At 40.4% G+C, this 423-nt stretch carries 2 tRNA genes; both read right to left on the bottom strand.

What is annotated here, in order from left to right:
- Positions 1 to 223: 223 nt before the first annotated feature.
- Positions 224 to 299 (bottom strand) — tRNA-Ala (locus AB4589_RS20555).
- 14 nt (positions 300 to 313) lie between these two features.
- Positions 314 to 390, bottom strand: a tRNA-Ile gene (locus AB4589_RS20550).
- Positions 391 to 423: the final 33 nt, after the last annotated feature.

Here is a 423-nt window from a genome sequence, read left to right as displayed (position 1 = left end):
GACTCAATTGTGATTCAAATAAATTTGAATCGAATACAAGACACTTGAATGTGTTTGTTGTGTTTATACCGTTCTTATTAAATAAGAGCAGATAAACATTGAGAACTTTTAAATTTGATTGAATTACTCGTAAGTAATCAATCAGTCAGCTTTCCAAATTGTTAAAGAGCTAGATTTCTTTCGAAACCATTTTTAAAGATTCTTAAGGAAAAACCCTTAAAGATGGTGGAGCTATGCGGGATCGAACCGCAGACCTCCTGCGTGCAAGGCAGGCGCTCTCCCAGCTGAGCTATAGCCCCATCTAGTTCGATATTGGTGGGTCTGAGTGGACTTGAACCACCGACCTCCCGCTTATCAGGCGAGCGCTCTAACCAGCTGAGCTACAGACCCAATATCGTCTCTTAACTTTTCTAAACCTAATCA

It is taken from the genome of Vibrio sp. 10N.222.49.A3 (assembly GCF_041475145.1).
In the GTDB taxonomy this organism is placed as follows: Bacteria; Pseudomonadota; Gammaproteobacteria; order Enterobacterales; family Vibrionaceae; genus Vibrio; species Vibrio tasmaniensis_A.
The sequence above is the reverse complement of the archived record's forward strand: the minus strand, read 5'-3'. Positions and strand labels throughout refer to the sequence as shown.